Source organism: Erwinia sp. ErVv1, from assembly GCF_900068895.1.
Taxonomy (GTDB): Bacteria; Pseudomonadota; Gammaproteobacteria; order Enterobacterales; family Enterobacteriaceae; genus Erwinia.
The window spans coordinates 23,841-49,447 of the sequence record NZ_CDPK01000005.1; the positions used below are offsets into that span (position 1 = coordinate 23,841).

The 25,607-nt window shown below is 54.0% G+C and carries 20 protein-coding genes; all 20 read left to right on the top strand.

The annotated features are described in order from the left end of the window. Window positions 1-17 precede the first annotated feature (17 nt). The 20 genes from tssK (at window position 18) to tssE (ending at window position 25,569) form a co-directional block, all read left to right on the top strand. The gene (gene tssK, locus A1830_RS08810) at window positions 18-1,355 is read left to right on the top strand and encodes a type VI secretion system baseplate subunit TssK (protein ID WP_067704755.1); all 1,338 of its coding nucleotides are present in this window, start codon (window positions 18-20) and stop codon (window positions 1,353-1,355) included. After that, window positions 1,352-2,005, top strand: coding sequence for a type VI secretion system protein TssL, short form (gene tssL, locus A1830_RS08815; protein WP_067704757.1), 654 nt, complete (start codon window positions 1,352-1,354; stop codon window positions 2,003-2,005). Before tssK ends, tssL begins: the two co-directional genes overlap by 4 nt. A gap of 3 nt (window positions 2,006-2,008) precedes the next feature. Further along, on the top strand, window positions 2,009-3,736 hold the full coding sequence (locus A1830_RS08820) for an OmpA family protein (protein ID WP_197473313.1): 1,728 nt from the start codon (window positions 2,009-2,011) through the stop codon (window positions 3,734-3,736). A gap of 3 nt (window positions 3,737-3,739) precedes the next feature. Continuing rightward, window positions 3,740-4,231: an Hcp family type VI secretion system effector gene (locus tag A1830_RS08825; protein ID WP_067704760.1), complete on the top strand. Its 492-nt coding sequence runs from the start codon at window positions 3,740-3,742 to the stop codon at window positions 4,229-4,231. 330 nt (window positions 4,232-4,561) lie between these two features. After that, entirely contained in the window at window positions 4,562-7,249 is a 2,688-nt protein-coding gene (tssH, locus tag A1830_RS08830; RefSeq protein WP_067704762.1) for a type VI secretion system ATPase TssH, read from the top strand. Further along, the gene (locus A1830_RS08835; protein ID WP_067704764.1) at window positions 7,236-7,802 is read left to right on the top strand and encodes a type IV secretion protein Rhs; all 567 of its coding nucleotides are present in this window, start codon (window positions 7,236-7,238) and stop codon (window positions 7,800-7,802) included. The genes tssH and A1830_RS08835 overlap by 14 nt, the downstream gene beginning before the upstream one ends. After that, on the top strand, window positions 7,796-8,260 hold the full coding sequence (locus A1830_RS08840) for a putative T6SS immunity periplasmic lipoprotein (RefSeq protein ID WP_082804130.1): 465 nt from the start codon (window positions 7,796-7,798) through the stop codon (window positions 8,258-8,260). Before A1830_RS08835 ends, A1830_RS08840 begins: the two co-directional genes overlap by 7 nt. A 295-nt stretch (window positions 8,261-8,555) precedes the next feature. Further along, complete coding sequence (locus A1830_RS08845) at window positions 8,556-11,276, top strand: type VI secretion system Vgr family protein (protein WP_067704768.1); 2,721 nt, start codon at window positions 8,556-8,558, stop codon at window positions 11,274-11,276. A 4-nt stretch (window positions 11,277-11,280) separates the two neighbouring features. Further along, complete coding sequence (locus tag A1830_RS08850) at window positions 11,281-11,916, top strand: T6SS effector amidase Tae4 family protein (RefSeq protein ID WP_067704770.1); 636 nt, start codon at window positions 11,281-11,283, stop codon at window positions 11,914-11,916. Next, window positions 11,889-12,383: a hypothetical protein gene (locus A1830_RS08855; RefSeq protein ID WP_156484973.1), complete on the top strand. Its 495-nt coding sequence runs from the start codon at window positions 11,889-11,891 to the stop codon at window positions 12,381-12,383. Before A1830_RS08850 ends, A1830_RS08855 begins: the two co-directional genes overlap by 28 nt. 89 nt (window positions 12,384-12,472) lie before the next feature. Continuing rightward, the gene (locus A1830_RS08860) at window positions 12,473-14,416 is read left to right on the top strand and encodes a lipase family protein (RefSeq protein WP_067704776.1); all 1,944 of its coding nucleotides are present in this window, start codon (window positions 12,473-12,475) and stop codon (window positions 14,414-14,416) included. Beyond that, on the top strand, window positions 14,409-15,176 hold the full coding sequence (locus A1830_RS08865; protein ID WP_067704779.1) for a hypothetical protein: 768 nt from the start codon (window positions 14,409-14,411) through the stop codon (window positions 15,174-15,176). Before A1830_RS08860 ends, A1830_RS08865 begins: the two co-directional genes overlap by 8 nt. Before the next feature lie 160 nt (window positions 15,177-15,336). After that, a complete protein-coding gene (locus tag A1830_RS21320; RefSeq protein WP_073980983.1) occupies window positions 15,337-15,603 on the top strand; it encodes a PAAR domain-containing protein in 267 nt (88 codons plus the stop codon). Window positions 15,604-15,606: 3 nt separating this feature from the next. Beyond that, window positions 15,607-16,767, top strand: a complete 1,161-nt coding sequence (locus tag A1830_RS08870) for a hypothetical protein (RefSeq protein WP_067704781.1) — start codon at window positions 15,607-15,609, stop codon at window positions 16,765-16,767. Next, the gene (locus A1830_RS08875; protein ID WP_067704784.1) at window positions 16,754-20,167 is read left to right on the top strand and encodes an ImcF-related family protein; all 3,414 of its coding nucleotides are present in this window, start codon (window positions 16,754-16,756) and stop codon (window positions 20,165-20,167) included. The genes A1830_RS08870 and A1830_RS08875 overlap by 14 nt, the downstream gene beginning before the upstream one ends. Beyond that, a complete protein-coding gene (gene tssA / locus A1830_RS08880) occupies window positions 20,167-21,762 on the top strand; it encodes a type VI secretion system protein TssA (RefSeq protein WP_067704789.1) in 1,596 nt (531 codons plus the stop codon). Before A1830_RS08875 ends, tssA begins: the two co-directional genes overlap by 1 nt. A 20-nt stretch (window positions 21,763-21,782) precedes the next feature. Next, on the top strand, window positions 21,783-23,546 hold the full coding sequence (gene tssF / locus A1830_RS08885; protein WP_067704793.1) for a type VI secretion system baseplate subunit TssF: 1,764 nt from the start codon (window positions 21,783-21,785) through the stop codon (window positions 23,544-23,546). Then, a complete protein-coding gene (gene tssG / locus A1830_RS08890) occupies window positions 23,501-24,604 on the top strand; it encodes a type VI secretion system baseplate subunit TssG (RefSeq protein WP_067704796.1) in 1,104 nt (367 codons plus the stop codon). Before tssF ends, tssG begins: the two co-directional genes overlap by 46 nt. After that, window positions 24,585-25,121, top strand: coding sequence for a type VI secretion system lipoprotein TssJ (gene tssJ, locus A1830_RS08895; protein ID WP_197473321.1), 537 nt, complete (start codon window positions 24,585-24,587; stop codon window positions 25,119-25,121). Before tssG ends, tssJ begins: the two co-directional genes overlap by 20 nt. Then, window positions 25,114-25,569: a type VI secretion system baseplate subunit TssE gene (gene tssE, locus A1830_RS08900; RefSeq protein ID WP_067704800.1), complete on the top strand. Its 456-nt coding sequence runs from the start codon at window positions 25,114-25,116 to the stop codon at window positions 25,567-25,569. Before tssJ ends, tssE begins: the two co-directional genes overlap by 8 nt. Window positions 25,570-25,607 lie beyond the last annotated feature (38 nt).

A 25,607-nucleotide genomic window follows, 5' to 3' on the forward strand; every position in this document is an offset into this window, starting at 1 on the left:
GCGAGAGGTAATCAGGGATGAAGATTTATCGCCCTCTTTGGGAGGATGGGGCCGCTCTGGCCCCGCAGCAGTTTCAACAGCAGGCCCGCTGGAGTGAGCACGTTGCCGACATGGTCGCCCGGATGGGTATTTCTCATCCCTGGGGCGTGCTGGTGGCTGAGTTTGATGATGCGGCCCTGGCACTGTCCCGCCTGAATACGACCCGACTGGTGCTGCGGTTTCAGGATGGCACGATTGTGGATACGGACCTGGCGGACCAGCTTCCGCCAGTCTGTGACCTGTCTTCCGCGGCCGGAAGTGATGCCGTTGAGGTAGTCGCCACACTGCCGCTGTTGAGTGCCAGTGGCGGCAATCTGGATAACGGGCAGGACAGCGAACGCCCTCGCCGCTGGAAAGCCGAGCGGGTGGTGGTACAGGAACTGGCCGGGCATGAAAGTGGGGAGCTGGCTATTCTGCGTAATGCCATCACGCTGCGCTTATCCAGCCAGGAAAATACGGCATACCTGACCTGTCCGGTGGCTCGCCTGGTGCGTAATGCGCAAGGGCAGTGGAGCCGGGACCCGGCCTTTATTCCGCCGATGCTGTCCGTTTCTGCCAGTCCGTGGCTTGCCACCGAACTGGGTGACCTGCTGGTCCGTTTGCAGGCCCGCCGCCGCCGCCTGATGGCCATGCGCCGTGAAAGCAATGAGCGGATGGCCGACTTTGCGGTTGCGGATGTCTCCCTGTTCTGGCTGCTGAATGCCCTGAACAGCGCCGAACCGGTGCTGGTGGAACTGTTACAGACGCCGTCCCGCCATCCAGAATTGCTGTACCGCGAACTGACCCGTCTGGCTGGCAGCCTGCTGACCTTCTCACTGGAGCACGATGCAGGCGATATTCCTGCTTACCAGCACGATGCACCGGAGCGGGTATTCCCACAGTTGCTCACACTGCTCGATAAGCTGCTGGAAGCGAGCCTGCCGTCGCGGGTGGTGAGTATCCATCTGGAACATCAGGATCAGATCTGGAAAGGTACCCTGCACGAGGCGCGCCTGCGCGAAGGGGCAGACTTCTACCTCTCCGTACGCTCCCCCATGCCGAACCATGAACTACAGACGAAATTCCCGCAGCTGTGTAAAGCGGGCAGCTTTGATGATGTATCGGATGTGGTGAATGTGGCCCTGAGCGGGATGGTTATCAAGCCTCTGGCCCATGTTCCGGCCGCTATCCCGTTACGCCTTGAGAACCAGTATTTCTCGCTGGATCTGAGTACTGAGTCGGCTCGCGCAATGCTTGAGATGGGCAGCTGTACCTTCTATACCCCGCGCTCACTGGGGGATGTGAACCTTGAACTCTTTGCGGTGCTGCGCACATGAATAAATCCGAACTCAGCCAGATAGAACGACTCTTCTACCCGGGCTGGCTGATGGCCAGCCAGATGCGGGGTGGTCAGGAAGTCCGTGACGGGGAAGGGCTTTATCGCCGGGCCTGCCGTCTGGTGCAGGAGGCGAGGGCGGCGCTCTCGGAAGCAGGCTACAGCGACATCAGCCGCGATCATATGGTGTATGCCCTGTGTGCACTGCTTGATGAGAGCGTGATGAATCGGGGAACCACCGATGATGGTTACCTGACCTGGCGCCGTGACCCGCTGCAGGCACACTTCTTTGGCACCCTGAATGCTGGTGAGGAGTTATGGGAACGGATCCGAAACCTGCTGAAAGAAACCGCCCCTGACGCCGCCGTCCTGACCTGCATGTACCGGACCCTGCAACTGGGTTTTGTCGGTCAGTATCGCGCCCAGGATGATGAGCGTCGTGAGGATGTTGTTCGCGCGCTTGCGGAACGGGTGCCGGCCTTCACGCTGGCACAGGACGCCCCCATTGTTGCCCGGGCAACACGCCTGCGCAGTGGGCGTCGCTGGTACTGGCTGACCTGGGTTATGGCCGCTGTCGCCCTGGCGACTCTCTGGTTCTTCCTCTCGTCCTCGCTTACCGAACTGGTAAGCCAGACCGTCAGGCCGGGGTAAGCGATGCGGGATGCGTATCGAAGTCTGTTAACTGCCCTGGGTGCCGTACTGGCGCTGTGGCTCATCCTGGGCTTCTGGCCGCTGTCAGTCACCAGCCGTGTGGCACTCAGTCTGCTGGTTATCCTGGTGTCCGGGGTGATGTTCTGGCGTCAGCGTCAGGCTTCTCAGGCGCGGTCGACCGCTGTCCGGGAAATCGTGGATGAAAACCTGCCGCCGGAATATTTTCAGGGGGCGGTTACCCTCGTCTGTGGTGACAACACCCCGCTGTTTGTGTCCGGATCCCGTCACCGGGAAACCCGACAGGGCTGGTATCTGTGGGTGAAGGATGCGGAACAGCTGCCACTCTTTGCACAGCACCTGAGCCTGGTGCGCCCGGCCCTGGTGTCGCAAATCTCCGTCATGCTGGCGGTGGTGCCTGAGCAGCACACATCCGGTGAAGATTTTACCCAGTATCTGCGGGGCTGGCAGCGTGCTGTCGTCCAGTGCCGTGCGGCATTTGGCACGATCCCTCCGCTGTGGACCGTGACCTGGGTATCGCCACCTGTGGCCTGTGCGGATGCAGAGCCCGTCTGGTTTACCACGGTGAGCCAACGGAGCGGTATTCAGGTTTATCAGCCCGCTCAGGGCAATGTATCACTGGCGGAGTGGACCCGGGAGACCGGTTCAGACGGGCGCCTTTCCCGTCTGAGTCAAGGCCTGTGGCTGGACAGCCTGCTTGCCTGGCAGAACAGCGCGGTGAATGACCTGTTGTCGGTACGGCGGGGCGAGCTGCCGGTGATGAAGCCCTGCGTGCAGGGCATGTGCATGGTGCCCGTGAGCGGTATCGCGGGCAATCTCTGGCAACAGCACATCACCTCGGTGACGGCGCTGCCACCGGATGCCGTTGTGACCACCGGGCCACTGCCGTTGCCTGAACTGCTGCTGCCGGCGTTACCGCGCCGACGTGGTGTGAGCCGCAGAATGGTGTTCTGGCGTTACGCCGGATTACTGGGCGGGATTTTCCTCGCGCTGGCGATGCTGGCGTCCTGGATGAACAACCAGCGCCTCATCCGTAATGTTGGCGATCATCTTGCGCTGTATCACCAGCTGACGGGTAAGCCTGTTGCACCGAAACTGCGGGCACAGCAGCGCCTGCGGGCCGATGGCGCATTGCTGGACGACTGGCAGCGTCGCGGGGAGCCACTGCGTTATCGCCTGGGTCTGTATCAGGGGCTGCGCCTGGGACCTATTGTTGAGGCCGCCGTCAGTGACTGGGCGCCTCCGCCACCGCTTCCACCGGTTATTAAGAAAATCATTCAGGGTCCGAAAACCCTTCGCCTCGACAGTATGTCGCTGTTCGATTCCGGCAAAGCGGATCTGAAAGATGACTCGACCAAAGTGCTGGTGAAATCCCTGGTAGGCATAAAAGCCAGGCCGGGCTGGCTGATAGTGGTGTCCGGACATACCGATAACACTGGCAGCCAGCAGATTAACCAAACGCTGTCCCTGAAGCGTGCCGAATCGGTGCGTAACTGGATGCGCGACACCGGCGACGTGCCGGAAAGCTGTTTTGCGGTGCAGGGCTATGGCGACAGCCGCCCGGCAGCGACCAATGACACTGCGGAAGGCCGCGCGCTCAACCGCCGTGTCGAAATCAGTCTGGTTCCACAGGCCGACGCCTGTCGAATTCCAGGCAACACCAACGCGTCATCGCAGGATGATGGCGTGCACGACCATGAAATGGAGAAATAACACATGGCTATTCCTGTTTATCTTTGGCTGAAAGACGACGGCGGTGCGGACATTAAAGGTTCCGTCGATGTGAAAGATCGTGAAGGCAGCATCGAAGTGATTGCACAGGATCACTGCCTGTACATCCCGACCGACAATAACACCGGCAAGCTGACCGGGACCCGTATTCACACCCCGTTTCTGTTCACTAAGGAAATCGACTCCTCCAGCCCGTACCTGTACAAGGCGGTGACCACCGGTCAGACCCTGAAGTCTGCCGAATTCAAGTGGTACAAGATCAACGATGCGGGCCAGGAAGTGGAGTATTTCAATACCAAACTGGAAAACGTCAAGCTGGTGAAAGTCGCGCCGAAAATGCACGACGTCAAGGATCCTTCCTTCGAGAAGCATAATCACCTCGAAGCCATCGAACTGCGTTACGAAAAAATCACCTGGACCTACAAAGACGGCAACATCATTCATTCCGATTCGTGGAACGAACGCGCCACCGCCTGATTACGCGTCATATTTCGCGCCACAGGTGCGTTGGCTGCATTCATTCGCCCCGGTCACATAGTTATCTATGCTCCCGGGGACTCATGACCTTGCCGCCTTCCTGTGACGCGAACTATTTAGCGTAATCGCTTAGTGCGTCATATATCGCGTAATCCTCGTTCTTAAGCGGAGGGGGTGACCTTTCCGCTGTTCTTTGCTGAACCTCTGCCCGGGCGGGCGTTGAGCAAAGAAACCCAAAACTGCCAGCCCGACCGTATGCGCTCTGGTCCCCCTTCACGGGAAACAGCGATGGGCGGTAGCGTGTCCAGGAACCGACAAAGAGAGAACTTCATGGAAAATCCAGCCATCCTGCTGCGACGTCTGAACCCTTACTGTGCCCGTGCGATGGAAGGCGCGGCTTCGCTTTGCCAGACCCGAGCGCACGCGGAAATCCAGCCAGAGCACTGGCTGCTGAAACTGCTGGAGCAGGGCGAAGGTGACCTGACGGTGCTGGCGCGTCGCTACGAGTGGGATATGGATGCGCTGTGGCAGGATTTGCTCGGCTGGCTGGATAATCAACCGCGCTCGGTACGCAGGCGCCCGCAGTTATCCGCTGATATCCAGAAACTGATGCAGGAAGCCTGGATGCTGGCCTCGCTTGCCGGAGAGAAGAGTATCCGCAGTGTTCACCTGCTGATGGCGCTGACGGAAAACCAGAAACTTGCCCACTGTGATGGTCTGTGGCCACTGCTGACGCTCGGGATGAGCCAGCTCTCCCGGCTGCTGCCGCTGCTTGATGCGCAGTCTGATGAGCGTCCGGATTTGCAACTGGAAGCCGAACTGACCCAGGATCACGGCAGCGAGGTGGAATTTGTCGGCCGTCCTGCCGGGGCAGAGCTGAAAGAAGGGGAACTCAACCCGGCCCTGCAAAATGCGCTGGATAAATTCACCCTCGACGTTACCACCAAAGCGAAAGAGGGCAACATCGACCCGGTGTTTGGCCGCGATACGGAAATTCGCCAGATGGTCGATATTCTCTCCCGCCGCCGTAAAAATAACCCGATTCTTGTCGGTGAACCCGGCGTGGGTAAAACTGCCCTGGTGGAAGGTCTGGCCCTGCGTATCGCCGAAGGCAACGTTCCGGAATCGCTGAAAACCGTCAGCCTGCGCACGCTTGACCTCGGCCTGTTGCAGGCGGGCGCCGGCGTGAAAGGAGAGTTCGAACAGCGCCTGAAAAACGTCATCGATGCGGTGCAGCAGTCGCCGACGCCGGTTCTGCTGTTTATCGACGAAGCCCACACCATCATCGGTGCCGGCAACCAGGCGGGCGGCGCGGATGCGGCCAACCTGTTAAAACCGGCGCTGGCACGGGGCGAACTGCGAACCATCGCCGCGACCACCTGGAGCGAGTACAAGCAGTATTTTGAGCGTGATGCGGCGCTGGAGCGTCGTTTCCAGATGGTGAAAGTCGATGAGCCGGACGACGAGACAGCCTGCCTGATGCTCCGGGGCCTGAAATCTCGCTATGCCGAACACCATGGCGTGCATATCACTGACGCTGCCGTGCGCGCCGCGGTCACGCTCTCCCGCCGTTACCTGACCGGTCGTCAGCTGCCTGACAAAGCGATCGACCTGCTCGATACCGCGGCGGCACGCGTACGTATGAGCCTGGATACCTTACCAGAAGCGATGGTACATCTGAAAGCGCAGCTAACGGCGCTGGAGCTGGAAGAGAAGGCGCTACTGGAGGATATGTCGGTCGGTGGCAATACACACAGTGACCGTCTGGCCGTCATCGAACAGCAGCGCCAGGAGAGAACCGATGCCCTGGAGCAGCTTGAAACCCGCTTCACGGAGGAAAAAGGCCTCAGTGAACGGCTGATGGCCTGCCGTCAGTCTGTCCGTTCAGAGAAGGGGAATCAGGCCGACATCCATAATCTGCAGGCGCAGCTGGATACCCTCCAGCAGGATAATGCGCTGATTCAGCTGGATGTGGACACCCGCACCGTGGCCAACGTGATTGCTGACTGGACCGGGGTGCCGCTCTCCTCACTTATGAAGGACGAACAGACCGAACTGCTGAACCTGGAAAGGGAAATTGGCAAGCGCGTCGTGGGCCAGGACGTTGCGCTCAACGCCATCGCCCAGCGTCTGCGTGCCGCCAAAACCGGACTCACGTCCGAGAGCGGCCCGCAGGGCGTGTTTCTGCTGGTTGGCCCGAGCGGCACCGGGAAAACAGAAACCGCACTCACCCTGGCCGATGTGCTGTACGGCGGTGAAAAATCCCTTATCACCATCAATCTGTCGGAGTACCAGGAGCCGCATACCGTTTCCCAGCTGAAGGGCTCACCGCCGGGCTACGTCGGTTACGGCCAGGGCGGCATCCTGACCGAAGCGGTGCGCAAGCGTCCGTACAGCGTGGTGCTGCTCGATGAAGTCGAAAAAGCGCACCGCGACGTGATGAACCTGTTTTACCAGGTGTTCGACCGCGGCTTTATGCGTGACGGCGAAGGACGCGAAATCGACTTCCGCAACACGGTTATTCTAATGACATCGAACCTTGGCAGCGATCATCTGATGCAACTGCTGGATGAACAGCCGGAAGCCACCGAAGGCGACCTGCACGAACTGCTGCGCCCCATTCTGCGCGATCACTTCCAGCCAGCGCTGCTGGCCCGCTTTCAGACCGTCATCTACCGACCGCTGAATGAGACAGCGATGCGCACCATCGTGGAGATGAAGCTCGCACAGGTCAGCAAGCGCTTACATCGTCACTACGGCCTGACCACGCACATTGATGAGAGCCTGTATGACGCCCTGACCGCCGCCTGCCTGCTGCCGGACACCGGCGCACGCAACGTCGACAGCCTGCTCAATCAACAAATTCTGCCGGTGCTGAGTCAGCAACTGCTGACCCATATGGCGGCAAAGCAGAAACCGCAGTCGCTGGCGCTCGGCTGGAGTGAGGAAGAAGGGATAGGGCTTGAATTTTCAGGCGGGCTGAACGCTAATCCGGAGGCAGGGAATGTCCATCCATGATGCTAGTGAGAATGAAAAGAAGAACGACAAGAAGCAGGACGATGATTCAGTCAGAAAACTGACCGCCGGGGAAATCGCCTTAGCCAGAACGGTATTCGGTAACAGGATCGATTATGAGAAGGTGAAAATTCATCATGGTAGCTATCTACCGTTTGGGTTGCAGGATGCATATACAGCAATGACGCCTAATGGTGAAATATATTTCCGGTATTGGTATCGCGATGACTTCTCAAAAAGCTTGCCGTTTTTACAGCATTTATTTATTCACGAAATGAGTCATGTTTGGCACAGAGAGCGGGGAATGAACGTCATTGCCAGAGGATTGATAAGCTGGTTGGTGAGCTATCGGTATGCGCTCGATGGACGACTGTTAAGCGAATATCCAATGGAACAGCAAGCACAAATCATTGCAGATAATTTTGCTTTGCAAAGTGAAGGGTATTATGGCTGGTTAAAACTGAGGATTGACCATAGTATAACTTTGGATGGTGATATTTCTGAGCATGTGATTAAACAAGGATATAAAAATGCGTTGAGAGGATTTCCATGGTAATTCCGATGATTTTTCGGGTTCTGCGTGCAAGCCTGCTTGCTGTTATATGTTTGCAAACCTTAACAGGATGTCCGGGGCCTGGCGACAGACTGAAACCAGATGAGGAAGGGTATATCATTGTTAATGATGGGAGTGTTTGCTTCTCTGTCAATGGTGGCGATGACTATGTATTAAAGTACATATCTATTAATCCCCGGGGAACAAAACCCAAAGATGAAAAAACAATATTCAGCCCACAGTTACGGATAAGTAATGAATTGCTTTGTATTCCACCATCGTTTTATAAGTTCAATACTGATGGCCAGTATTTCATTCAGGCTAGCTTTGCCTCTTTAAGGCATGCAGAGCGTCCTCGACGTATTGTTTCAGCGCTGGAGGTGAGTAAAGGCGTGGTTCATAGCATACGACCCAACGATATGGAGATCCTAAGGCCGTATGATGAAATGATTAAGAATTGATGAATATCAGTATCGGATGTAAGTAATTTTCTTTATTGCGCTCGTTATTGCCATCTTTATGTTTTTTTTGGATAGCTTTACATTCAAGTCTGTTGAGCACGTAACCCCTATTAGCGGTGATGGCAAATACGGCATGAACAATTTTGAAATGACCGTATAACTGATTAAAGCCCTTGTTACGCTGTCGGGGCTGGAATTGTAATAACTTTCTTCGTACTCGTTGAGTACTTAAACCTGTTACTTGCCTGTAGGCAGGAAAGTTATGGACAGCAGGTTATCCCATGGAGTCAATATCATGAGTCTGACAGATACGCTTAAAAATACCCTGTCTGTGTTAACCGAAGGGGGGCTGAACCGCTACCGTCTGGATATTCCGTCCTGTACCGCATTGCTGGATGTGGAGGAGTTCAGTGGTAAAGAGTTTATGAGTGAACTGTATTGTTACACTATTTTGTTCACCAGCGGCGACAGGAAAATCAGTTCAGCCCAACTACTGAGCAAACCGGCAACGTTGACAATGGGAACCGGCCCTCTGACAGGGTTGATGGGGCACAAAGTGGTTCACGGTGTGGTGACACATTTTAAGCGTATCAGCGGCTCAAATGACCAGGCGACTTACCAGATTATTATTGAACCGTTCTTATCTTTGCTGGGTAATCAGTTCCGCACCCACCGCTTTTTCGTCAATAAGTCGGTCCCGGAAGTAGTGGCAGAGGTGCTCACGGAGCATGGCCTGAAAGGCTGGGAGTATGAGTTCACCCTCAACGCCGACTATCCGAAGCGCGAGCAGATTAACCAGTACAAGGAAAGTGATCTCGCTTTTATTGAGCGTCTGCTGGCCGAAGTGGGGATTTTCTACTTCTTCACCCTGCAGCCCGACACCCAGACCGAAGTGGTGCATTTCGCGGACAAACAAAGCGCATGGACGTTCGGTAAGTCTCTGCCGCTCAGCAGTCCATCGGGAATGAGTGACAATGCAGCGGACTCGGTGTGGGGGGTTAACGTCCGACAGAACGTGGTTGAGCGTTCTGTCACCGCCAGCGATTACAATCACCGTGAAGCCCAGAATGTCCTGACCTCTGTGCCGGCGGACATGACCCGTGGTGATGGCGACGGTGTCACCTATGGTGATGTCTATCACTACCTGCCGCGTCACCTTGAACGTGGCGACAAAATCACACCCTCAGCGGAAACCGGCAACTTCTGGGCTCGCCTTGAGCATGAGCGTTTTCTGTCCGGGCAGACGGCTATCAGCGGCTGCAGTAATGATGCCCTGCTTTCTCCGGCTCAGGTGCTGACCATCAGTGAACGGGCGGTACCGCCGACACTGCCATCAGAAACGGACAACGGCATAGTTATTACCCGCACAGGCTATATAGCCAGTCGTAAAGATGCCCTGACAGTGATGTGGGAGGGGATGCCATATTACGAGAACCGCTGCTGGCGTCCTGCCGCTAAAAAGCGCCCGGTGGTCAGCGGTACGCTGATGGCGCGCGTGACCAGCGCCAAAGATAACGATATCTACGCCTGGCAGGATGCATCGGGCTTGTACCGGGTGAAATTCGACGCGGACCGTGATGACAAACGTCAGGGTATGGAAAGTATGCCGGTGCGCTTTGCCAGGCCTTACGGTGGGGACAAATACGGCTTCCACTTCCCGCTGATCCAGGGCACTGAAGTGGCCATTGCGTTTCATGAGGGCGATCCGGATCGTCCGTATATTGCCCATGCTATGCACGACTCCCGCCACGTCGACCACGTTACTGAAGCCAACAGCACGCGTAACGTTATCCGCACAGCTGGCCTGAACAAGCTGCGGATGGAGGACAAGCGCGGCGAAGAGCACGTCAAGCTCAGTACGGAGTATGGGGGCAAGACACAGCTTAATTTAGGGTACAACGTTAATGCATCCAGGGTGCTGCGTGGCGAGGGTGCTGAGTTACGCACGAATGATTGGGTAAGCGTTCGCGGTGGCAGAGGAATTTTGCTTACGGCTGATGCTCAACCTGATGTCGGCAGCAAAATGTTGGAAATGGACGGCGTTATCGAACAACTGATGCAGGCGCTGACGCTGGCCAGAAGCCTACAGACGGCAGTCAAAGGTGCCAAAGCCACACAGTCAGATATCGATGGGCAGAAAACACTGAATGATGCGTTGAAGTATCTCAAAATGCCGGGGCTTGTTGCTCATGCTCCTGCCGGTATTGGTATTCTCAGTCCTCAGACTGTTCGGCTTGCTTCCGGAGGGGAGAGTATTGGTCTGATGTCAGGTAAAAATACCGATATCAGCGCAGGTAAATCATTCACTGTTGCGGCGGGCGAAACGGTTAGCCTGTTTGCCCAGTCTGCAGGAATGCAACTGTACGCGGGATCTGGGAAAGTAGATATCCAGGCGCAGGGAGATTCGCTGAATGCGGAGGCACAACAGGATATTACTATTCACAGCGGCGAAGGCAGTGTCAGGGTCAACGCCAGTAAAGAGCTGATCCTGAACTGTGGTGGCGCTTATATCAAACTCAGCGGGGGAAATATTGAGCTGGGTTGCCCGGGTAACATTTTGCTGAAAGCAGCCAATGTGAATCAGACCGGGCCAGCCAGTTTGGATACACCGCCTGTCACTTTTCCTAAAGGGTATTCGGGCTCCTTCACTATCAAAGATACGGAGACTGGCGAAGTTAAGCCTTTCACTAAATATAAAGTTACCTCGCCAGAGGGAGATATTTTTGAAGGGATATCGGATTCATCAGGAAAAACCGCCCCGCTTTATTCATCAACTCCCGGCAAGATGAAAATTGAATTCCCTGATGCGTTGAGTGATGAACAATTCAGGGCAATCGATAAGTCGACAGGAGCGCCTGTCTCCGGTTATGCATACTTTATTATTGCAGAGAGTGGTGAATCAGTATCTGGTTACACCGATAATAAAGGAGAAACCCAACGAATTGAGACAAAAGATGAGTCTTCTGTTGAGATTTTCTGGGGGGAAGATGCGCTTGAAAGAATGAGCAGGAGTTAACATAATGCCTAACGACAAAACTGTAGCTAAAACGAATAGTACGTCTAACTCACAAAAAAACGTGTCATTAAAGGTTATTACATTCGATGAATTATGGTCGGCTTATCCTTCCAGTACGATTGAACATATTGACCAGTCAAGTAAAAAAGATGTTTTTTCCGATCATTGTGCAATAAATGTCAGTGATGCTCTTTATAAATGTGGCATCCTTATGAAAACTTTCAGCAAAACCCGTTGTTGGAATTGCCCGACACCTGATCCAACGACGAAAAAGGGGATACACGCTATCAGGGCTGAAGAGTTGAGTGGATATCTTAAAACTCGCCCTTTTGCGGGGTGTCCTGTTCCGGTGAAATTGAACGGGAAAAATTTCAAGGAGAATGTCGAGGGGAAGACCGGTATTATCTTTTTTAAGGATTACTGGTTGAGAGGGAATGAACGGACTCCAACTGGGGATTATATCGATTTATGGAATAAAAGTAAATTAGCTGGTAGTGGTACATTGGCTTCTTATCTTCAGGTGAACTTCCCTAGTGCAACAGAGAGTGTTTCTGGTTTATTTGGTTCGGATACCAGAATTACATCGCTTGAAAAAGCTACTGAAGTGTTATTTTGGGAAATAAAATTAAAAATAAAATAATAACTGGTTCAGGTTCGGTGATAGCTTTGTTATATATACTTTTGATGATTTTTGCTGTGGGTGGATTTGACCGGGTAGGAGTGATTAATAGCACTATGGATTTATTTTGTTTTGAAAATGGTAATATTTATGGTGTCCTTTTATTCCTTTTCTGTGTGGCTGTGTTAGTGTTTTACTATATTGTAATCTCTAAGCGAAAGAGCAATGATGTGGCGCTGGGGTTGCTTATTTCATTCGTTATTGGCGCTATATTATTGGTGCTAATTATTAAAGTAACTTCGGTGCAGAAATACCTCTTTGATTTCTACATTTCTTGGTTTTATCATGGGGTGCATTTTGAGGGGGAAGAAAAGGTACCACAGGTCTTTTCATTCATTTTACGCCTCATGGTTCTTTGCTTCTGCTGTGGTGGTATTATTTCAGCCATTTCTGTGAAATTTATCAAGCGAAATCTGATTAAGGTATGAACTAAATACATCACGTTATTTTACGCTCTAATATAGTCAAACTATGAGGGGCGTAAACTAAACACGTGCAAGGATAGAGGTTTAGTTTTATGACAACGAATTCACTGGTCACTTCCGTAACCCATAGTAACGCCGATGTCATGGCTGGGAAGCAAAAAAACTACTGGGTAGAAATCCAACTGGTTGATGAACAGGGCGATCCAGTGGCAAATATGCCATGGAATGCAGAAAGCTCACATCCGGATTCTGGTCCTGCAGAAGAGTTCACTTATTCAGGTCAAAGTAGTGCAGAAGGACTGATCAGAATCGATATGCAACATGGCCTGGAGCTGAAACTGACTTTAGGCGGCAATCATCTGGTAAAGGAAATGGAGAAACGTTCTCTTCGTGTTGGTAGAGATCCTATAAACGACTCTATTGTTCGCCCAAAAGCAGAGGGAGAGGGCTACGTTTGGCACTATGCCGTCGTGGGTGAGTTATGTCATGAAAAGCCTGATTTACAGCTAAGAGACGGGGAAGAGTTACCCTTATTTCATTTTCCAATCAGTAGTTCATTTAAGGGCATTAAGGTCAGAACAAATGAACTTGAAAAGCGCCATGTGATCGAAATTTGCCCGTTCAGATCTTGGGAATTAGTCCTCCATCACCAGAATGATTACTCTATGGCAAATGCCATTAATTTAGGATTGGCCTCGGATTTAGCTTATGATGATATAAATATTATAACGAAGTATTTTATTAATAAATGTCAGGACCTATCGACGATACCATCCAGAAAGAATGGTCAATCGACTATTAATGCTTTAGTCGTTGATGTGCCGTATTCTGATAGATATTTTCTTCCGATAGATATTGATTCGACAAAAGCTGATGATCCTGAAGGGGATACACAACTTTATTATGTCTATAATAATAATAAAATAGTCATTGCGTGGCGCGGAACTGCCAGCTTGACCGATGGGATAACTGATGCTTCTTTCAGGCCAGTAGAGTCCGATAGTTGCAGTATTAAATCTGAATGTACTTCATTAGTTCCAGTTGGGAAGGTGCATACTGGCTTTTGGGAAGGCTATACCTTAATAGAACGAAAATTCGAAAAGCAACTTACTGAACTAACGAGAAAAATACCGGGTAAAGATTTGTTTATTTGTGGGCATAGTTTAGGAGGAGCGCTGGCATTAATTCACTCTGCAAGGTTAAAAAATAGGAACCCACTCCTTTACACATATGGCATGCCAAGAACGTTCACTAAAAATGCTGTAGATGCATTATCAACAATTATCCATTACCGACATGTAAACGATCAAGATCCAGTACCATCAGTTCCACCTGAAGCTGATCTGGATAACCAGTTATATAAGTTATGGGGCCCATTGGGAACAACTCTTGGTTTTTTATGGTCCGTCGTTGAGCTTACCGCCTGGCAAATCGTAGAGTGGGGGGACTGCTTTTGGCACCATGGAAACACAGTTGCATTTTTAACCACTACTCAAAGTAGAAAATGGCAACAATGTAGCATAGAGCTTCCTTACCCAAGAAATTGCATGACCATTCAGGCAAGACTTCCTGAAAAAGTTAAGCTCTATCTTGTACCTTCCCTGGCTCTTCAGGAAGCTAAACAGTCCGGGCAAGATCAAAAGGATTTTAAAGCTACGCTTACCAAGGAAGATCTTAAAGAATTTTTCCCTGAAGGTATGAATCCAAATAGAGGTATTCCAGCTAATGTTGGAAATCATCTCCTGACATCATATATGCCCTATGTAAATAATAAATTACTAGGGTTAGCTTATGAAAAAGAGTTGAGCGATGGAAAGACCTTCACTGAACATGCGGATAAAGTCGCTTCCTTTGAATTACAAATGGATCACTATTCAGGTGAGATTCCTAAGAATGAGTTTGACAGGAATAAAAAATTTCTTTCACTCGAGGATTTACTAAAAAACTCGCTTAACTCAACCATCTCAACCGCATCCGGCTCTGATGCTGTAAAAAGATTTGGCCATTATGGAGAAGAGGACATAGAAAATGTATAAGAGATTTAATTTATTCATCTTGATTCAGGCTGTTTTTTTGCTAAATGGATGTGCTCAGGCAACTGACAGAACATTATCACCACCACCGAACTCCGGTTGGATTAATGTTGAGATAAAAAATCCTTCACCGTATACAAAGCCTTTTCCTCTTGAAGTGTTATACGTATCAACGACGTGCAAGCGTGAATTGATGAGCATGCGAGATGGCCAGCATTATGAGAAAGTGGGGCTCAATCCAATAAAAATACCTCTTCAGGAAAAGAGCTCATCAGGTATATGGATTGCAAAAATAGCAAAAGATGGCGGCGGTAAGTGCAACTGGAAACTGAGTGAGTTCAATTTGGGTATTGAATATGTTGATACTACCCACCTCGGGAAGGGTTTAGTTCCAGGAACTGCCGTTGGTGCTACAATTGCATTTGATGACAATGCAACCAAAAATGGTCGATTTAAGGTGTTTGAAGGTTCTGAACTTGTTTTATCTCCTGTGTACTATCCTTTAATTGATAGTAATAAAGATATAAATGTGAATGATACTTTGAATTTATTTGGTCAGGATGATTTTTTACTGAAAAAGATAGTATCTCCTGCTAAAAGCATTCAGATAAAATTTGAACCGACAGTTGATGATTCTAAAGTAGTCCGAATGATCGCCCCAACTGAACAAAAAGTCGGAGTAAACTATAAAATTATCTACCCCGATGGTTCAGTTGTGTCCGACGGAACAACTCACCCTGATGTAAATAAGTTAAAGGATTAATTTATGTATAGGGTTATTAATAATCTATTCCTCAGTACTCTAATATTTTTTATTGTTAGTTGTGTCAGTGCAGATGATCGAACATTATCGCCACCATCCGAAAATCCTGATTTTAATAAAATCAATGCAAAGTTACTGCTAATAAATACAGGTGTTTATTATGTCCAATGGTATCGTTTTGCTTGGTGACAAAACTTCTCATGGCGGAAAAGTGATCTCCGCCTCTTCCAATATTACTGTCGACGGGAAAAAAGCCGCGTTAGTGGGTGATATGGTGAGTTGTCCGGTAGATGGACATGGAACGAATCCTATTGTGGAAGGATCACCGCGCCGGACATTTAACGGTCGTGCTGTTGTCGTTAATGGCTGCAAATGTCAGTGCGGTTGTACTGTAATTTCAAGTGCGCAGAACAGCACCGTAGGATAATCAATGGGTTGGGAAAGGACGAAAGCAACAACGATTGAGTTACCTTCAGAGCCATCTTTTACGGGGTGGCTGTTGGTAGGAGGCGTAGCCGCAGTTGTGGGTATTTTGCTGTTTATTCTGCATGCGTCAGGCATGGTTAAGGCACTGGCTGTATTCAATATCTGGTGGCTGGCATCCAGCCCGGTTCTTGGCTGGTTTTTCCTGTTTTGTTTGCGGGGGTGGCTGTGGGGAAGAATAGTCAATGAACATCAGTTTTTGCAGAAGGAAGCGGATTACGGACAGCAACAGTGGGAAGCCTGGGCTGGACGCTATCTGGCCGTACTTGGAAGCAGCATACTGCTACCTTCCGGAGTGACCTCTGACGCCATTGCTAAATCAGATGCTGCAGATTCGCCGCAATTTCTTTCACTGACCAGCCATTTTGATGTGAAATCAGCGACGTCCACCTCCTTGCTCGAACTGGGTCTGGCAGGTGTACAAAGCGCGATCGCGATATTGCCTGCGACAGTGCCGTTCAACGTCACCATTGTGAGTGACATGATTTCGTCAGACTTCGAGACCCGATTTCGTGAATCATGGGTAAAAATTTATCCAGGGCATGCGATTACAGGTTCGATTTCATGTTGTGAAGCCCTTTCTTTTGCCTGGATCGAAGAGCGCCTTAAAAATCCCGTTTTCGATATTGATTTGATCCTGATATTGCAGAATCAGGGGGGGGAACATTATTCCGATGCACTCGCGACCATGATACTGACCAGCGATGATATTGCTGAAAAATACCAGCTTTCACACTCCGCCCGCATATTGCGACCGATGCCGCTGGACATGCCAAATTTCAGGGCTGATATGGAATTGTTCCTCGAAACACAAACGATCGCCTGTCAGACGTCAAACGTGTTTTGTGATTACGGGCACTGGAATGACTGGTTTGCTGATCTAATGACAGCGTCTCAATCACATCTGACACCGTGGGTGCCGCAGGAAATTGATGTACTGGAAAAATATAACGGTATTCCAGGAGCCGGGAGTGCGTGGCTTTTAACCACATTACTGGCCGACATCGTGTCCGTCAGCAACAAACCTGTTTTAGGGTTGTTTACTTCAGGTACTGATCGTTTTGTCAGTACTGTTACCTCAGGGAGTGGAAATAATGATGCCGGGTAGTTCATGGAGCAAAGGGGGGCTTGCCGGCATAATAGCCTGCATCTCAGCAATTATAGTGGCCTTGATCATGCATTTCGGCCCCTCGCAAGGCCTTGATACCCGACTGAAGCAAGTGCTCGCATTTGTTGCCGTATGGATAGTCTTGCTGATTGTTTTCTATATGCCGTTCATGTTCCGGTTCATGCGGGAAAAGTATCACCGCTGGCGAGAACAGAAGAACAGTGCGTTGCCTTCTGATGAATCAAGAGTTGCCCGGACCGCGCCTCGCAATGTCACCGTCGACACCATCCGTGAAGCCATGCGTAACCTCTACGGTCGACGTTGGGGACGTAAAACCCGCATCCTGCTGGTAACCGGTACCGTCACTGAAGTGGAGCAACTGACCCCCGGTCTTACAGCTCAGCTCTGGCAGGAAGACCGCGGCACGTTGCTGCTGTGGGGCGGTGACCTCAATACGCCTGCAGACAGTGCCTGGCTGAGCGCGCTGCGCAAACTGCGCCGCCGCCCGGTGGATGGTATGGTGTGGGTCACTTCAGCCTTTGATCAGCTCTCAGCGCCGGGGCTGGAGAAGCCGCTGCCGGTACCGTCTGAAAGCACCATGGATTCCCTGTCTCATGCCATCAGCGCGCGTATGGATGCGCTGGGCTGGAAACTCCCCCTATATATCTGGTCCCTGCATCCGCGCGCCGGTAAACCGGAAGGGCGCATTACTCAGGCGACCGGCTGTCTGTTACCTGCCGGGTGTCGTACCGCAGGGCTGGCAGAACAACTCTCCGCCCTGACGCCGGAACTGACTTCGCAGGGTTTGCTGCAAACCTGCGGTGAGGTGAAACATAACTTCTTGCTAACGCTGGCTGACCAGCTCATTCGCGAGCCACAGAGCGTGACCGTACCGCTTTCGGTGATGCTCAACCCGTACCGCCCGCTGCCGCTGGCTGGCGTGGTGTTCAGCCAGCCTTCTGCCGGTGCTGAACGTGCCGTGCCGTACCACTGGGGCATGGATAAGCGCTGGGATGTTCTGCCTGAGTCAGTAAGGACGCTTCCTGCCGGACTGCGTCCGCGCAAGCCGGGCATCCCATGGCGTAAGGTGATGGCGTCTGTTGTCGCCCTGGCGATGGTGAGCTGGGCTGTGTGGATGGGTATCGCGTATGTCACCAACCGCAGCCAGATTGCTGGTGCAAATGCACAGGCTTCGCTTGCCGCCCGACAGAATCAGCCGCTGGAGCAGCGCCTGCACGCGCTGTCTGAACTTCAGAAAACGCTGTCCCGCCTGCAGTACCGGTCTGAACACGGCGTGACGTGGTACGAGAAGGCCGGACTGAGTCAGAATGATGCGCTGCTGGCAGCACTCTGGCCCCGTTATCAGGACAGCGCACTGCCGCTGCTGCGTGATGCGGCCGCAGACCACCTGCAGAAACAGGTCAGTGCCTTTAATGCGCTGCCGCCGGGCAGCCCGCTGCGCGAGCAGATGGCAAAAACCACCTGGGAGCAGCTTAAGCTCTACCTGATGCTGGCCCGTCCGGAACACATGGACGCAGCGTGGTTCAGTTCTGCGCTGCTGCACGACTGGCCAAAGCGTGGCGGTGTTAAAGACGGCGTCTGGCAGGGAGTGGCTCCGTCACTGCTGTCGTTCTATGGCGCACAGCTGGCGACACATCCTGAGTGGAAATTGCGGGCAGATGAAAACATGGTCAGCCAGGCGCGCTCCCTGCTGGTTCGCCTGATGGGCGTACGTAACAGCGAATCGACCCTGTACCAGAAGATGCTCTCTCAGGTGGCGCATCTGTATGCTGATATGCGCCTTGAAGACATGACCGGCGATACCGACACCGTCCGCCTGTTCAGCACCACCGAAATCGTGCCGGGCATGTTCACCCGCCAGGCCTGGGAACAGGCCGTGCAGCCTGCCATTGAGAAAGTGGTGAAGGCGCGCCGGGACGAGCTCGACTGGGTGCTCACAGACAGTAAGCGTCAGGTGAATAAACAGGACGAGACCTCGCCGGAAGCCCTGAAAAAGCGCCTGACGGAACGCTACTTCGCAGACTTTGGCGGGGCCTGGCTGGAGTTTCTCAACAGCCTGCGCTGGAACCGGGCCATCACGTTGTCGGATTCCATTGACCAGCTCACACTGATGGCCGACGTACGTCAGTCACCTCTGGTGGCGCTGATGAACACCCTGAATGTGCAGGGGCGCACTGGCCAGACCGGCGAAGCGATTTCGGATTCTCTGGTGAAGTCGGCGAAGAATCTACTGGGGGGGGATAACAAGGATGCGATTGACCAGAGTGCCGGTGTTCACGGGCCACTGGATGCAACCTTTGGCCCGGTGCTTGCATTGATGGACAAAACCCGCACCGGTACGCAGGCCCAGAGCCTCCAGTCGTATCTGACCCGTGTCACCCAGGTGCGCCTGCGTCTGCAGCAGGTGACCAACGCGGCTGACCCGCAGGCAATGACCCGGACCCTGGCTCAAACGGTGTTTGAGGGCAAAGCCGTGGACCTGACCGAAACCCGCGACTACGGCAGCCTGATTGCCGCCGGCTTCGGTCAGGAGTGGAGCGGTTTTGGTCAGACGGTGTTTGTTCAGCCGATGGAGCAGGCCTGGCAGCAGGTACTGACGCCGGCAGCAGACAGCCTGAACGCCCAGTGGCAACAGGCAGTGGTGAGTGACTGGAACAGCGCCTTTGGCGGGCGCTATCCCTTCAGTGATGCCAGCAGTGAGGTTTCTCTGCCGTTACTGGCGAAATACCTGAATACCGACTCGGGCCGTATTGCCCAATTCCTGCAGACGCGGCTTAAAGGCGTGCTGCGCCGGGAAGGGAGTCGCTGGGTGCCGGACAGCATTAATTCACAGGGGCTCACGTTTAATCCGGCCTTCCTGGAGGCCATTAACACCCTGAGCCAGCTATCTGACGTTGCCTTCCCGCAGGGCAACGCCGGCATGAACTTCGAACTGCGACCGGGCACCGCCGATGGCGTAATGCAGACTGACATGATTATCGACAGCCAGAAACTCACCTATGTGAATCAGCTCCCGGCGTGGAAGCGCTTCACCTGGCCTGCGGATACCGAGGCACAGGGGGCGAATCTGAGCTGGATAAGCACCCAGGCGGGCACCCGCCAGTACGCCGATATCCCTGGCGCATGGGGCTGGATACGCCTGCTCGATAAGGCTGTGGTCAAGTCTTACCCGGGCGTGGGCAGCAGTTACAGCCTGAGCTGGAAGGCTCAGGACGGCCGTACACTCAATTACACCCTGCGAACCGAGGTGGGAGAGGGGCCGCTGGCGCTGCTGAAGCTGCGTAAGTTCCGCCTGCCGGAAACCATTTTCAGCACTACTGGCGTAGTAGCGTCAGAGCAGGCCGCCAGCGCGAACAGTGATGCAGAGGAGGTTTACTGATGAGCACACTCAATGCCTTACTCAGTGCCTGCCAGGCCGAGCCGGAAGCCCTGCTTGTCACCACCCGTGAGCGTGTGGCGCAGTGGGACAGCTGGCTGCAGCCGCTGTCCGGTTCATCGCCTGTTGGCGAGGATCCTGGTTATGACGACGACTTCCAGCAGATGCGCGAGGAGGTCAACAAGCTCTCCGGCGCGGATACCGAGCTCATCTGCCGGCTGGCAGAGAAGCTGCTGACCACGACCGCCAAAGATATCCGTGTGGCAACCTACTACTGCTGGGCGAAGCTGCACCGCGAAGGTGAACAGGGGCTGGCCGAAGGACTCGAACTGCTGGCCGGTCTGCTGGAGCGTTTTGGTACACAACTGCACCCGCAGCGTGACCGCAGCCGTAAGGCGGCACTGGAATGGCTGGCCGGTTCACGCATGACCGACTCCCTTTCCCTGTACCCGGAAGTGGTGAGGGAAGAGGCGATACGAACCACCGGGGCGCTGCTGCTGATCGCCGGGCTTACCGAAAATGAGCCGGATGAAACCCGTCCTGAACTCAATGCGCTATACGGTGCGCTGGAAAGTCGTCTGCAGAAAGCGGGGGGCGTGGATGCGGTGGTACCGCAGAACGCCAGTACCAGCGAACCCCCTTCGTCTGTCAGCCACAGCGATGCTCCAGCCATCGGGCGGATCACCTCCGGTCAGGATTTGCTGGCTCAGGCCCGCACCCTCACCGAATACCTGCGCGAGCAGTCGGACGGCTGGCTGTCAGCACACCATCTGATGAAAAGCCTGCGTCACGACACCCTGCGGGCCATCCCGGCCCCGGATGCGCAGGGGCGTACGCGCATCGAGCCGCCAAGGGCAGACCAGCGTGCGTTGCTCAAACGCCTGTACCTGCAGCAAAAGTGGGCTGAGATGCTGGAAACGGCCGACAGCACCTTTTCCCGCGGTGCCAATCATCTGTGGCTGGATTTGCAGTGGTACATCCACCAGGCCCTGACAAAATCCGGCCAGGAGACGCTGGCCGACATTGTCGCGGCTGACCTGAAAGGGCTGCTGTCTCGCCTGTCCGGGCTGGAGACGCTGGCGTTCAGTGACGGTACGCCGTTTGCGGACGAAGTGACGCTGAACTGGATCCAGCAGAGCGTGCTGGACACCGTAGGCGGTTTGGGCAACGACACTACATTCGCTCCGGTAACCGCAGGCAACGATGACATTCTGGCGCTGGAGCCGGAAGCCGTGGCGCTGGCGGACAGCGAAGGCCTGGAGGCGGCGCTGAACTGGTTGCAGAGCCGTCCCGGGATCACAACGATACGTCAGCGCTGGTTGTTGCGCCTGCTGATGGGACGGATTGCTGAGCAGTACGGTAAAAATGACCTGGCGGTGCACCTGTTTGCCGAGCTTGGTGAGCGAGCCCGTGAAGTGACCCTCAGCAACTGGGAGCCGGAGCTGTTGTTTGAGGTACAGGCCCGCCATCTGAAACTCCTGCGGCTGAAAGCTGGCCGCAGTGAGGCTGATAAGGTTCGCCTTACACCGGTCATGGACCAGTTACTTGCCGGGCTGATCGCAGTCGCTCCTGCCCGTGCCGCCGTGCTTTGCGGTTAAATCCACAGGAACAAAAATAAATGGAAGATCAGACCCTGCGCTATTTCGATGCAGAAATGCGCTACCTCCGTGAAGCCGCGAAAGAGTTCGCGCAAACCCATCCCGATCGTGCAGCGATGCTCGACCTGGATAAAGCTGGTACACCGGATCCCTACGTTGAACGCCTGTTTGAAGGCTTTGCCTTCTCGATGGGGCGGCTGCGGGAGAAGATTGACGACGATCTGCCGGAATTGACCGAAGGGCTGGTCAGCATGCTCTGGCCACACTACCTGCGTACCATTCCATCACTCTCTGTGGTGGCGTTTACGCCTGCGCTTCAGGCTGTGAAGATGGCGGAAGTGGTGCCCGCGGGTCTGGAAGTTTACTCCCGCCCGGTGGGGCCGAAAAACACGGTCTGCCGATACCGCACTTCCCGGGATGTGATGCTCAACCCGCTGAACATCTCAGGGGTGACCATGACCACTGAGCCTGACGGGCGTTCGCTGCTGCGGATGCGCTTTACCTGCAGCACGCAGGCGGACTGGTCCCATGCTGACCTGAGTCACCTGAGCCTTTATCTCGGGACAGATGCCCCGGTCAGCAGCCAGCTGCACCTGATGCTGACTAAGCGTCAGGCCGCCCTGTATATGCGCCTGCCCGGACAGACTGACCGTATTCGACTTGACGGATATTTTTCGCCGGGCGGGTTTGCGGAGGAGGACGGGCTGTGGCCGAAAGGCGATAGCGCCTTCAGCGGTTACCAGCTGCTGCTGGAGTACTTCACCTTCCGCGACAAGTTTATGTTTGTCCACCTCAACGGCCTGGATGGTATTACGCCACCTGCCGGGGCAGAGTACTTCGACATTGAAGTCGTGTTCAGCACGCCGTGGCCGTCTGACCTGCCGGTCACCGATGATGCCGTTCGCCTCCATTGCGTACCGGTGATTAACCTGTTCACGCTGGAAGCCGACCCGCTCACCATTACGGGACTTGAAAGTGAGTACCTGCTGCGCCCCAAACGACTGCAGGACGGACACACCGAGATTTATGCCGTGGATTCGGTCACCGGTTCAAACCGGGCCGGTGATGCGGAGTACGTGCCGTTCAGCAGTTTCCGTCACAAAGGCGGGATGATGCGCCGCCATGCCCCGCCCCGATATTATCACACCCGTGTAAAGCGTGGCGTCACCGGGCTGTATGACACATGGCTTATCCTCGGCGGGCACCAGTGGGAAGATGACCGCCTGTTTGAGCGCGAAGCTGTCTCGCTGCAAATTACCGGTACCAACGGTCAGTTGCCGCGCCAGGCGCTGCAGAGTACGCTGCTTGACCGCTGTGAACAGGTGGTGCAGGCCCCGTTAACGGTCAGAAATCTCGTCAAACCCACACTGCCCGTCTACCCGCCTGCCGAGGACCGCTTTCACTGGCGGGTACTGAGCCATCTCGGCTCCGGCTTTCTCAATATGATGAGCTCTGCCGAAGTACTGCGCGGAACCCTGGCGCTCTATAACTGGCAGGAAGATGAACTGAACACCCGACGTCTGGAGGCGATTCAGCAGGTGGAGCACCACCGTCTTCAGCGTTTTGAGCAGGGCTACCTGTTGAGGGGCCTGGATATCGAAGTGACCCTCGACAGCAACGGTTTTACCGGGGAGGGCGATATCCATCTCTTTGGCGAAATGCTCAACCGGTTCTTTGCGCTGTATGCCGACATGAACCAGTTCAACCAGCTCACCCTCATCGTGCAGCCAGAAGGAAAATGCATCCGGTGGAAAGAGAATCACAGTCCACGCCTGCCCGGCTGATGGAGCAGCTGCGGCAATACCTGCCGTACATGAACTTTTATCGCTTCTGCCAGATACTCGAGCAGAGCCAGCCGGATAAACCGGTCATTGGCAGCAGATGGCAGGTTAAGTACGAGCCGGTACGCTTCCGACCCCATCCGGGCATGGGTTTCCCGGCCTCCGAAATCAAAGGAATTGAGCCGCCAGAGCATCCTCATCTGCCACCGACGGTACGCATCACCTTTATGGGACTCTACGGGGGGGAGTCCCCGCTGCCGACGCACTATATCGATGACATCACCCAGCGGCGGGAAGGCTATGAAGCCACGGCGGATTTCCTCGATATTTTCAATCACCGGCTGATTGCCCAGTACTACCGCATCTGGCGTAAATACTCTTACCCGGCGAGCTTCCGGGAGGGAGGGACAGACAATATATCGCAGTATCTGCTGGGACTGGCGGGGCTCGGAATTAAGGGTTGTACGGACAGCATCGCTGCCCCCGCATCACGCTTCCTCGCACTGCTGCCGGTGATGCTGTTGCCGGGACGGACTGCAGAAGGTCTGGCTTCCCTGGTGCGCCTGCTGGCTCCCAATACCCGGGCGAAAATCTGGCACCACGACAAACGTCGTGTGCCGCTGAAGAAGCCCCTGGCCATGAGCGTCAGCCAGCCTGTCCCCCTGGCCCATCGTCCGGTGATGGGGAACTATGCCACCGATGTGAACAGCCGGGTGCTGATGAGGCTGACCACCACCGACCCGGAAGAAGTGCAGGGCTGGTTGCCCGGGGGCGACCTCCACACGGATTTAATGGCACTGCTGCATGTGTATCTCGGGTCACGTCTCGATGTGCGGCTGCAGCTGTGCGTGGACCGTAGCCTGCTGCCTGACGCGACCTTGAGTAGCAACCCTCAGGCAGGGGCGGTGCAGCTGGGTCGTACCGCCATGATGCGACCGCTGAATGTGGCAAACACCACCACACATCCGAAAATCATAACCATTAATCTGGGCCGCTATGAGCGGGTACAGGAACATATTCACCGCAGGGAGACCGATGAAGATGGCGATTACCGCTGGTAAATTTCCTCAGATTGCGCTGGCCGCGGGTATCACACTGATACTCGCCGGCTGTGGGTTGACTCAAAAAGTGACAGACGGCACCGTTGCTGTGACCAAATCGATTTTTTATAAGCAGGTAAAAACCCTGCATCTGGATATACGCGCCCGCGAAGCCGTGAACAGCAATGCCGGCGGCGTAGCACTGTCGACGGTGGTGCGCATTTACCAGCTTAAAGACCGGAAAACGTTCGATACGACGGACTATCCGTCACTGTTTAAGGCAGACAGTCAGGCCATCAAAGCAGATCTGGTGGCGGAGAAAGATATTCGCCTGCAGCCGGGCGGGGCGGTGATGGTGGATATGCCGATGGATGAAAATGCGCAGTATGTCGCGGTAGCCGGCATGTTTATGTCGCCGGATCAGGTGAACAACACCTGGCGGATGGTGTTGAGTCGTGATGACCTCGATCCGGATAACGCCCGGGTGATTGAGGCGAGGAACAACCGGTTGACGCTGAAGGCACTGAAAGATGAGTGAGATCCCACATCCGTCGCTGTATGAGACCCTCTTTGGCAATTTTACCGGCGGGCTTCACCTGCATCAGGTCAGCGAAGAAAACCAGATCATTCTGTCGGTACTCGACAACATGCAGCGCATCCTTAACTGCCGCGCCGGTACGCTGGCGCATCTGCCGGACTACGGCCTGCCGGATATGACCAGAATCCTGCAGGGAATGCCGGGTACCGCACACCAGATGATGGGTACGCTTTCAGAGGTACTGCTTAAGTATGAGCCGCGCCTGAAAAACATTGATGTGGTGATACTGGAGCAGACGCAGCCCGGTGAACTTCGTTACGCCATTGATGCCGAGCTGAAAGATCTCGGCCTCGTGCGTTATGGAACTGAATTTATGCCTCAGGGGAAAATTCTGCTGCGGCATCTAAAGCAACAACAATTCCTTGATCCTCTGACGTCAGCATACTGACTGGCAAAAACTTTTATTTTTTACTTCCTTGAGCTATC

What these genes read in the sequence shown, in the direction of transcription:
- A1830_RS21320 (WP_073980983.1), top strand. Translation starts at nt 15,337, where the DNA reads ATGTCCAATGGTATCGTTTTGCTTGGTGACAAAACTTCTCATGGCGGA.
- A1830_RS08875 (WP_067704784.1), top strand. Translation starts at nt 16,754, where the DNA reads ATGATGCCGGGTAGTTCATGGAGCAAAGGGGGGCTTGCCGGCATAATA.
- A1830_RS08845 (WP_067704768.1), top strand. Translation starts at nt 8,556, where the DNA reads ATGAGTCTGACAGATACGCTTAAAAATACCCTGTCTGTGTTAACCGAA.
- A1830_RS08840 (WP_082804130.1), top strand. Translation starts at nt 7,796, where the DNA reads ATGGTAATTCCGATGATTTTTCGGGTTCTGCGTGCAAGCCTGCTTGCT.
- tssE (WP_067704800.1), top strand. Translation starts at nt 25,114, where the DNA reads ATGAGTGAGATCCCACATCCGTCGCTGTATGAGACCCTCTTTGGCAAT.
- A1830_RS08850 (WP_067704770.1), top strand. Translation starts at nt 11,281, where the DNA reads ATGCCTAACGACAAAACTGTAGCTAAAACGAATAGTACGTCTAACTCA.
- tssG (WP_067704796.1), top strand. Translation starts at nt 23,501, where the DNA reads ATGCATCCGGTGGAAAGAGAATCACAGTCCACGCCTGCCCGGCTGATG.
- tssH (WP_067704762.1), top strand. Translation starts at nt 4,562, where the DNA reads ATGGAAAATCCAGCCATCCTGCTGCGACGTCTGAACCCTTACTGTGCC.
- tssF (WP_067704793.1), top strand. Translation starts at nt 21,783, where the DNA reads ATGGAAGATCAGACCCTGCGCTATTTCGATGCAGAAATGCGCTACCTC.
- A1830_RS08870 (WP_067704781.1), top strand. Translation starts at nt 15,607, where the DNA reads ATGGGTTGGGAAAGGACGAAAGCAACAACGATTGAGTTACCTTCAGAG.
- A1830_RS08865 (WP_067704779.1), top strand. Translation starts at nt 14,409, where the DNA reads ATGTATAAGAGATTTAATTTATTCATCTTGATTCAGGCTGTTTTTTTG.
- tssL (WP_067704757.1), top strand. Translation starts at nt 1,352, where the DNA reads ATGAATAAATCCGAACTCAGCCAGATAGAACGACTCTTCTACCCGGGC.
- A1830_RS08825 (WP_067704760.1), top strand. Translation starts at nt 3,740, where the DNA reads ATGGCTATTCCTGTTTATCTTTGGCTGAAAGACGACGGCGGTGCGGAC.
- tssK (WP_067704755.1), top strand. Translation starts at nt 18, where the DNA reads ATGAAGATTTATCGCCCTCTTTGGGAGGATGGGGCCGCTCTGGCCCCG.
- tssA (WP_067704789.1), top strand. Translation starts at nt 20,167, where the DNA reads ATGAGCACACTCAATGCCTTACTCAGTGCCTGCCAGGCCGAGCCGGAA.
- A1830_RS08860 (WP_067704776.1), top strand. Translation starts at nt 12,473, where the DNA reads ATGACAACGAATTCACTGGTCACTTCCGTAACCCATAGTAACGCCGAT.
- A1830_RS08835 (WP_067704764.1), top strand. Translation starts at nt 7,236, where the DNA reads ATGTCCATCCATGATGCTAGTGAGAATGAAAAGAAGAACGACAAGAAG.
- tssJ (WP_197473321.1), top strand. Translation starts at nt 24,585, where the DNA reads ATGGCGATTACCGCTGGTAAATTTCCTCAGATTGCGCTGGCCGCGGGT.
- A1830_RS08820 (WP_197473313.1), top strand. Translation starts at nt 2,009, where the DNA reads ATGCGGGATGCGTATCGAAGTCTGTTAACTGCCCTGGGTGCCGTACTG.